General features: G+C 60.5%; 7 protein-coding genes. 2 read left to right on the plus strand and 5 right to left on the minus strand.

Annotated features, from left to right (window positions below; translation table 11 throughout):
* Positions 1–142: 142 nt before the first annotated feature.
* From QMX93_RS29085 to QMX93_RS29105, 5 genes are all read right to left on the minus strand, one after another.
* Complete coding sequence (locus tag QMX93_RS29085; RefSeq protein ID WP_038358877.1) at positions 143–394, minus strand: YfhL family 4Fe-4S dicluster ferredoxin; 252 nt, start codon at positions 392–394, stop codon at positions 143–145.
* A gap of 146 nt (positions 395–540) precedes the next feature.
* The gene (gene coaD, locus QMX93_RS29090; RefSeq protein ID WP_003176711.1) at positions 541–1,020 is read right to left on the minus strand and encodes a pantetheine-phosphate adenylyltransferase; all 480 of its coding nucleotides are present in this window, start codon (positions 1,018–1,020) and stop codon (positions 541–543) included.
* 115 nt (positions 1,021–1,135) lie between these two features.
* Positions 1,136–2,731 (minus strand): GMC family oxidoreductase N-terminal domain-containing protein, encoded by a 1,596-nt coding sequence (locus QMX93_RS29095; RefSeq protein WP_053124738.1) that lies wholly within the window; start codon positions 2,729–2,731, stop codon positions 1,136–1,138.
* Positions 2,732–2,850: 119 nt separating this feature from the next.
* Positions 2,851–3,396, minus strand: a complete 546-nt coding sequence (locus QMX93_RS29100; protein ID WP_053124736.1) for a hypothetical protein — start codon at positions 3,394–3,396, stop codon at positions 2,851–2,853.
* Between the two features lie 29 nt (positions 3,397–3,425).
* Entirely contained in the window at positions 3,426–4,856 is a 1,431-nt protein-coding gene (locus QMX93_RS29105) for a coniferyl aldehyde dehydrogenase (RefSeq protein WP_053124735.1), read from the minus strand.
* A gap of 146 nt (positions 4,857–5,002) precedes the next feature.
* Between QMX93_RS29105 and QMX93_RS29110 the strand changes: the two genes are divergently transcribed.
* Both QMX93_RS29110 and QMX93_RS29115 read left to right on the plus strand, forming a co-directional pair.
* On the plus strand, positions 5,003–5,674 hold the full coding sequence (locus tag QMX93_RS29110; protein WP_053124733.1) for a TetR/AcrR family transcriptional regulator: 672 nt from the start codon (positions 5,003–5,005) through the stop codon (positions 5,672–5,674).
* Between the two features lie 31 nt (positions 5,675–5,705).
* Positions 5,706–6,560 (plus strand): sulfurtransferase, encoded by an 855-nt coding sequence (locus tag QMX93_RS29115; protein ID WP_282359019.1) that lies wholly within the window; start codon positions 5,706–5,708, stop codon positions 6,558–6,560.
* The last annotated feature ends 89 nt before the right edge of the window (positions 6,561–6,649 follow it).

Genomic DNA, 6,649 nt, shown 5'->3' on the forward strand with positions numbered 1-6,649 from the left:
TTGGAGCAGCGCGAGTGTGCTGATCAGGAGTTGGCGGTGTGGCTGATGGACTCTTCGCGAGCAGGCTCGCTCCCACATTGGAACGCATTTCAAAAGTGGGAGCGAGCCTGCTCGCGAAGAGGCCCGAAAGAGCGCTGAAGGCTTAGGCCTTGCCGGTGATGATGCGATATTTCTCCATCAACTGCTCTTCAGTCTCCGGATGCGCTTCATCCAGCGGGATGCAATCCACCGGGCAGACCTGTTGGCACTGCGGTTCGTCGTAGTGGCCGACGCACTGGGTGCACAGGTTCGGGTCGATCACGTAGATCTCTTCGCCTTGGGAGATGGCGGCGTTCGGGCACTCGGGTTCGCAGACGTCGCAGTTGATGCAATCGTCGGTGATGATCAGGGACATGCTAACTCCAGCCGGGGCGGCAGGCCCGGGCGCTATAAATCAATGCGCGCAATTGTGCCGCATTGGCGAGCGCAGTGCACGTTGCTGCGATCAACTGCTGTGCGTGGCTGCGATCAAAAGCAAAAGATCGCAGCCTTCGGCAGCTCCTACTTTTTAAAGCGTAGGGTCAGGGCGTCGGCCACGGCAGGGTGGACGAACTTGGTGATGTCGCCGCCCAGCGCAGCAATTTCCCGCACCAGCGTCGAAGAAATGAACGAATAACGCTCGGACGGTGTGAGAAACAGGCTCTCCACGTCCGGCGCCAACTGGCGGTTCATGTTGGCCAGCTGGAATTCGTATTCGAAGTCCGACACCGCGCGCAAACCACGCAGGAACACGTTGGCGTTCTGCTCTTTGGCGAAATGCGCGAGCAGCGTCGAGAAACCGACCACTTCCACGTTCGGCAGGTGTTTGGTGACCTCGCGAGCCAGTTCAACCCGTTGTTCCAGCGGGAACAGCGGGTTTTTCTTCGGGCTGGCGGCGACCGCAATGATCACGTGATCGAACAGGCGCGAGGCGCGTTCGACCAGATCGCCATGGCCCTTGGTAATAGGGTCGAAGGTACCTGGGTACAACACTCGGTTCATCGCGTCGTCCTGGCGGGAGTCCGTTGGGGAGTCGGATGGTATCGCAGCCGCCCCGGTCGGGAAAGTCGCCTGTTGGGTAAGAAAGCACTATAGACGACGGGAATAATCGGTTTTTTCATGGGTTTTTCAATCGATCGGCGAGGGCGGTCGCCAGTTGCGCAGTGAGGCCATACACCGACAACTGCGGGTTGGCGCCAATGCTGGTGGGGAACAGCGAGCCGTCGTGGATCGACAGATTGCTCAGTTGATGATGGCGGCCGAGGCTGTCAGTGACCGCCGATTTCGCCTCTTCGCCCATCGCGCAACCGCCCATGACGTGGGCACTGCCCAATCGCGTGCGGTACAGCTCAAGGCTCAGGCCATCGATCAGCGTTCGGGCTTCGGCCAGGGTTTTCACGTAACGCGCGTCGGCATGCATCGGCATCACCGATTTCGCGCCACCGGCAAACTGGATCTCGGCCATGACGTGGAACGCTTTGCGCAAACCTTCCCAGGCGTAGGGCGAAACCTGATAGTCGAGCACCGGTGTGCCGTCACCGCGTAATTCCACGGCGCCGCCGCTGCTGTCCGGGTGAAAACCATCGCGCAGCAGGGCGAGCATGGCGTGGGTGTGCGGCAGGTCGGCCATGTGCTGCGCGTTCTCCTGGCCGAAACCACCGAGCAACGTCGCCGCCAGTGCCGGGTGCAGTGGCGGCACTTCAAGTTTGAACGCCATCGGCCCGGTGGTGCCGTCCTTCCACTGGAAATGGTCGGAATAGATCGACTGCGGCGCCCCGTAAAACGGGTTGACCACCTCGTCGAAACGCGCGGCGGACATGTTCACCGGATGCAGAAATGTACGCTTGCCGACATTCTTGTGCGGATCCGGCGCATCGGAGCGCAGCAGCAACGCCGGGCTGTTGATGCCGCCACCGGCCAGCACGTAATGCCGCGCCTTGACCGTGATGGTGCGCCCGGTCGGCGCGACACAGCGCTCATCCATCGCCACGCATTGCAGGCCGGTGACCTTGTCGCCGCTGATCAGCAGTTTTTCCGCGCGGGCCAGATAAAGCAGTTCGCCGCCCTTTTCCAATGTTGCCGGAATGGTGGTGACCATCATCGATTGTTTGGCGTTGGTCGGGCACCCCATGCCGCAGTAGCCGAGGTTCCAGCAGCCGCGCACGTTGCGCGGAATCACGTGCCAGCTGTAGCCGAGTTGCTCGCAGCCTTTGCGGATCACGTCGTTGTTGGCGTTGGGCGGCACCAACCACGGGGCGACGCCGAGGCGCTGTTCCATTTTCTCGAACCACGGCGCCATCTCGGCAACGCTGTGGCCTTTGACGTTGTGCTCGGTGGCCCAGTGTTCAAGGGTGGGTTCCGGGGTGCGGAAACTCGATGTCCAGTTGATCAACGTCGTGCCGCCGACCGCGCGGCCCTGCAGGATGGTGATCGCACCGTCCTTGCTCATGCGGCCGATGCCTTCCTGATAGAGGCTGCTGTAGGCCTGGTCTTCGAGCATTTTGAAGTCGGAACTGGTTTTCAGCGGGCCTTCTTCGATCAGCAGGACTTTGTAGCCGGCGGCGCTGAGGATTTCCGCCGTGGTGCCACCACCGGCGCCGCTGCCGATGATCGCGACGTCGGCTTCGAGGGTCAGGTTATCGGTGAGTTGCGCGCCGTTGTAGGTTTTCCAGCCTCGGGCGAGGCCTTCGCGGAAGGGGTCGGGTACAGGCATCGGTCAGGTTCTCTTGTTTTTGTTGTTTTTGCTGGCCTCATCGCGAGCAGGCTCACTCCTACATTTGGAATGCAATCCCCTGTAGGAGTGAGCCTGCTCGCGAAGGGCGCGACACGGTCTCAGACGGTAGGCGGCCCGGGATAGCCGCAATGCCCCCACGATTCCGCGCGGGTGTACCAGGCCATCGTGACCATTTGCTGCAACGAGCTATGCCCCATTTTCAACAAACTCAACGAACTGTTTTCCCAGCGATCGAGGAAGTTGCGCATCGCCTCGGCGCTGGCATTTTCCCAACTGCCCCAGATCCCGGTGAGCGGCCCGCGCGTGACAGCCATGCCGAGTACGTCGAACAGCTGGCGAGTGAGTTTGAGCATTTCCGGCGACAGGTGATCGAGGCTGTAGTCCAGCGTCTTCAGCGTGCCATCCACCGCGCTCGGCATCTTTTCAGTAGCCACGGCGCCGTCGAGCATCACCGGAATCAGCGCGCGCAGAAACAACAGATCGCCGTCGCGCAAGCTGATGAAGCCGTTGGCCGCGACGCTGGAGGAGCAGCCACTGAGGCTGGCACCAAGGCCAGCGGTGGCGAGGAAGGCCGTGGCACCGAGGCTGAATTTCAGCAGGCCACGGCGCGACAGGGCAGGTGTTTCGGTCAGGCTTGGGTGCATTGTTTTTATTACCCGGCGGTGACGAATGATTAGCGAATGAACAGCTTCTGGATCAGTTTCTGAATCGATTTGCCGTACGGCGGGTAGATCAGTTTGGCCGCGTTGAAGCGCTGTTTAATCAACACGCCTTTGGCCTTGCTGAAGGTCAGAAAGCCTTCATGGCCATGGTAATGGCCCATGCCGGAAGGGCCGATGCCGCCAAACGGCATATCATCCTGGGCGACATGCAGCAGCGTGTCGTTCAGGCACACGCCGCCCGAATGGGTTTCGTGCAGCACGCGGGTTTGTTCGCGTTTGTCGTAGCCAAAGTAGTAAAGAGCCAGAGGTCGTGGGCGCTGATTGATGTAAGCGAATGCCTGCTCCAGATCGCGGTAGGGCACGATCGGCAGCAACGGGCCGAAGATTTCGTCCTGCATCACGGTCATGTCGTCGCTGACATTCAGCAGCACGCTGTGCGGCATGCGTCGGCCCTGACCTTGTTCGAACAGCGGAATCAACAGCGCGCCTTTGCTGGTCGCATCGCTGACGTAGCTGTTGAGGCGGGCCAATTGGCGTTCGTTGATGATCGCCGTGTAATCCGGGTTATCGGCGAGGGTTGGATAGAAGCTCTGCACCGCTTGGCGATAGGCTTCGACGAAGCCGCCGACGCGATCTTCCGGAACCAAAACGTAGTCCGGTGCGACGCAGGTTTGCCCGGCATTGAGGGTTTTGCCGAAGGCGATGCGCTCGGCGGCGTCCTTCAGCGGCACGTCGCGGGAGACGATGGCCGGCGACTTGCCGCCCAGTTCCAGCGTGACCGGCGTCAGGTTTTCCGCGGCTGCGCGCATGACATGTTTGCCGATGCTGGTGGCGCCGGTGAACAGCAAATGATCGAAGCGCAGGCGGGAGAAAGCCACGCCGATGTCGGCCTCGCCGAGCACCACGCAGACCAAGTCTTCGGGGAAGATGCGCGCGAACAATTCCTTCATCAACTGCCCGGTGGCCGGGGTCGATTCACTGAGTTTAAGCATCACCCGGTTGCCCGCTGCCAGCGCGCCGACCAACGGGCCGATGGCCAGATACAACGGGTAATTCCACGGCACGATCACGCCGACTACGCCCAACGGCTGGTACACGACTTTCGCCGAAGCCGGTTGGAATGCCACGCCGACCTTACGCCGCGAATCCTTCATCCAGCCTTTGAGATGGCTGCTCGCGTAATGAATGCCGTGCAGGCTCGGCATCAGTTCGGCGAGCAGGGTTTCGTCGGCACTGCGATGACTGAAATCCGCGCTGATCGCCTCGATCAAAGCCTGGCGTTCATTGCTCAGCAGGTCGCGCAACGACTTCAGCCATTGCTGGCGCTGCGCGGCGGGCGGCATCGGGTTGGCGGCGTATGCGGCCCGTTGCGCCTCGAATAACCGATCGAGCTCTTCCAGGGGCTGTTGCAGCGTTTGCAGGTAGGCAATATCGGCAGTCATCGTAGGCTCCGGATTTATTGTAGTGATGAACTTTTTAGAGTCTATGCTCTATAAAGTCAAATGACTTCCGTGTGCAGCTTTGTTTTATCCATTTCCGGATAGGTCGTAAGATGCCCCTCACCGCACTCTGAATTAAAGCTCAAGCCATGGCCCCACGAATAAAAACCAGCGAGCGCATCGTGCAGAACAGCCTCGAGCTGTTCAATCAGCAGGGCGAGCGCAGCATCAGCACCAACCACATTGCCGCCCATATGGAGATTTCTCCGGGCAACCTGTACTACCACTTCCCCAACAAGCAGGCGATTATCTCGGTACTGTTCAGCGAGTACGAAGCCTTGGTGGACAGCTTTCTGCGCCCGCCGCAGGGGCGTGCCGCGACGGTCGAGGACAAGCGTTTCTATCTCAAGGAGCTGCTCTCGGCGATGTGGGGTTACCGCTTTCTGCACCGCGACCTTGAACATTTGCTCGACAGCGACCCGGAGCTGGCCGCGCGTTACCGGCGCTTTTCCCAGCGCTGCGTGATTCAGGGCGCGGCGATCTACGAAGGCTTTGTCGCCGCCGGAATCCTCAAGATGGATCGTGTGCAGATTGAATCGCTGACCCTCAACGCGTGGATCATCCTGACCTCGTGGGTGCGCTTTCTGTGCACCACCCGCGAGAATTCCAACCACCTCAGCGAGCAAGCCGTTAAACGCGGCGTGTATCAGGTCTTGGTGCTGGAAGCCGGGTTCGTCACTGATGAGTCGCGGGATGCGGTCAATGCACTGTTCGACGAGTTTTATGTACCGCTGGCCCAGGCCCTCGAAGACGTAAAGTAAACATTCCGTTGAAACTCCACAGGAGCTCGTTATGCCGATTGCGCAGTTGCTCAGCCCGCAAGCCTTGGATGCCCGCAAGGAACAGCCGGGGCTGGTGATTCTCGATTGTCGTTTTGCCCTCGAAGACCCGGATTATGGGCAGCGCAGCTACGCCGAGGGGCACATTGCCGGCGCGCGCTTCGCCGATCTTGAGCGCGATCTCAGCGGTAAAGTCGTCAAGGGTGTGACCGGACGTCATCCGCTGCCCGAGCCGGCGGCGTTGATCGAGCGGCTGCAAGCGTGGGGCATCAACAACGACAGTGACGTGGTTTTGTATGACGACGGCCCGGGTGCTTATGCGGCGCGTGCATGGTGGTTGCTGGCGTGGCTGGGCAAGCGTGATGGCGTGTTTATTCTTGATGGCGGGCTGAAGGCGTGGCATGCGGCGGGTTTGCCTTTGAGTCTGGATGCGCCGGAGGTCATTCGTGGCAACTTCAGTGGTCAGCCGGACATGGGCTTGTTGATCAGTGCTGAGAAATTGCAAAAGCGTCTCGGCCAGCCAGCGTTGACCTTGATCGATGCCCGGGCCTTGCCGCGATTCAAGGGTGAGGTTGAGCCGATTGATCCGGTGGCCGGGCATATTCCGGGGGCGCAGTGTGCGGCGTTCACCGATAACCTGGGCAGCGACGGGCGTTTTTTGCCGGCGGATCAGTTGCAGCAGCGTTTTGCCGCGAAGCTGGGTGATCGTTCGCCGTCGGATCTGGTCGCGTATTGCGGCTCCGGGGTGACGGCGTGTCACAACTTGTTTGCGTTGTGTCTGGCAGGTTATCCGTTGGGTTCGTTGTATGCCGGGTCGTGGAGTGAGTGGATCAACGAGCCGGCGCGCGGCATCGCCACCGGCGAATAATCCCCACAAACCCCCTGTAGGAGTGAGCCTGCTCGCGATAGCGGAGTGTCAGTCACCATTAACTTCACTGACACACCGCTATCGCGAGC

Origin of the sequence: Pseudomonas sp. PS01303, from assembly GCF_029959385.1 — a bacterium.
Taxonomy (GTDB): Bacteria; Pseudomonadota; Gammaproteobacteria; order Pseudomonadales; family Pseudomonadaceae; genus Aquipseudomonas; species Aquipseudomonas rustica.

Bases quoted from the DNA above. Each gene is read 5' to 3' on its own strand.
- QMX93_RS29085 (WP_038358877.1), bottom strand. From the start codon at position 394: ATGTCCCTGATCATCACCGACGATTGCATCAACTGCGACGTCTGCGAA.
- coaD (WP_003176711.1), bottom strand. From the start codon at position 1,020: ATGAACCGAGTGTTGTACCCAGGTACCTTCGACCCTATTACCAAGGGC.
- QMX93_RS29095 (WP_053124738.1), bottom strand. From the start codon at position 2,731: ATGCCTGTACCCGACCCCTTCCGCGAAGGCCTCGCCCGAGGCTGGAAA.
- QMX93_RS29100 (WP_053124736.1), bottom strand. From the start codon at position 3,396: ATGCACCCAAGCCTGACCGAAACACCTGCCCTGTCGCGCCGTGGCCTG.
- QMX93_RS29105 (WP_053124735.1), bottom strand. From the start codon at position 4,856: ATGACTGCCGATATTGCCTACCTGCAAACGCTGCAACAGCCCCTGGAA.
- QMX93_RS29110 (WP_053124733.1), top strand. From the start codon at position 5,003: ATGGCCCCACGAATAAAAACCAGCGAGCGCATCGTGCAGAACAGCCTC.
- QMX93_RS29115 (WP_282359019.1), top strand. From the start codon at position 5,706: ATGCCGATTGCGCAGTTGCTCAGCCCGCAAGCCTTGGATGCCCGCAAG.